Genomic DNA, 552 nt, shown 5'->3' with positions numbered 1-552 from the left:
CACGCGGAGCAGCTGCGCGGACTGATCGCGCAGGGCTACTTCGATGGCCTGGCGGTGCTGCGCTCGCAGGACAACTATGTCGCGCAATGGGGTGATCCGCTGGCCGACGACGTGGAGCAGGCGCGTCCGCGCGGCGAGCAGGCGGAACGCCTGACCGCCGAGTTCGATCAGGCCAGCGACAAGGTCGACGCCTTCACCCCGGTGCCGGACGGCGATGTCTATGCGCCCGAAGCTGGCTTCATCGACGGTTTTCCGGCCGCGCGCGATCCGGCCTCCGGCCGCAGCTGGCTGGCGCACTGCTACGGCACCCTGGGCGCTGGCCGCGACAACGCCCCCGACAGCGGCAGTGCCGCCCAGCTCTACGTGGTGACCGGGCACGCCCCGCGCCATCTGGACCGCAACGTCACCCTGTTCGGCCGCGTGCTGGAGGGCGTCGAGCATCTGTCGAGCCTGCCGCGCGGGCGCGCGCCGCTGGGCTTCTACACGCAAGATCAGGCCAAGCCGGCGGTCAAGGCCATGCATCTGGCCAGCGCCATGGACGAGGACGCGCGC

General features: G+C 71.4%; 1 protein-coding gene. It reads left to right on the top strand.

Features of this window, described 5'->3' with window-relative positions; all coding sequences use genetic code 11:
• The coding region (locus FLQ44_RS21335) for a peptidylprolyl isomerase (RefSeq protein WP_147695972.1) at positions 1 to 552 on the top strand (552 nt) is incomplete at both ends.

This window comes from Vogesella mureinivorans, from assembly GCF_007644035.1.
Classification (GTDB): Bacteria; Pseudomonadota; Gammaproteobacteria; order Burkholderiales; family Chromobacteriaceae; genus Vogesella; species Vogesella mureinivorans.
This window is presented reverse-complemented; position numbering and strand designations above follow the sequence as displayed.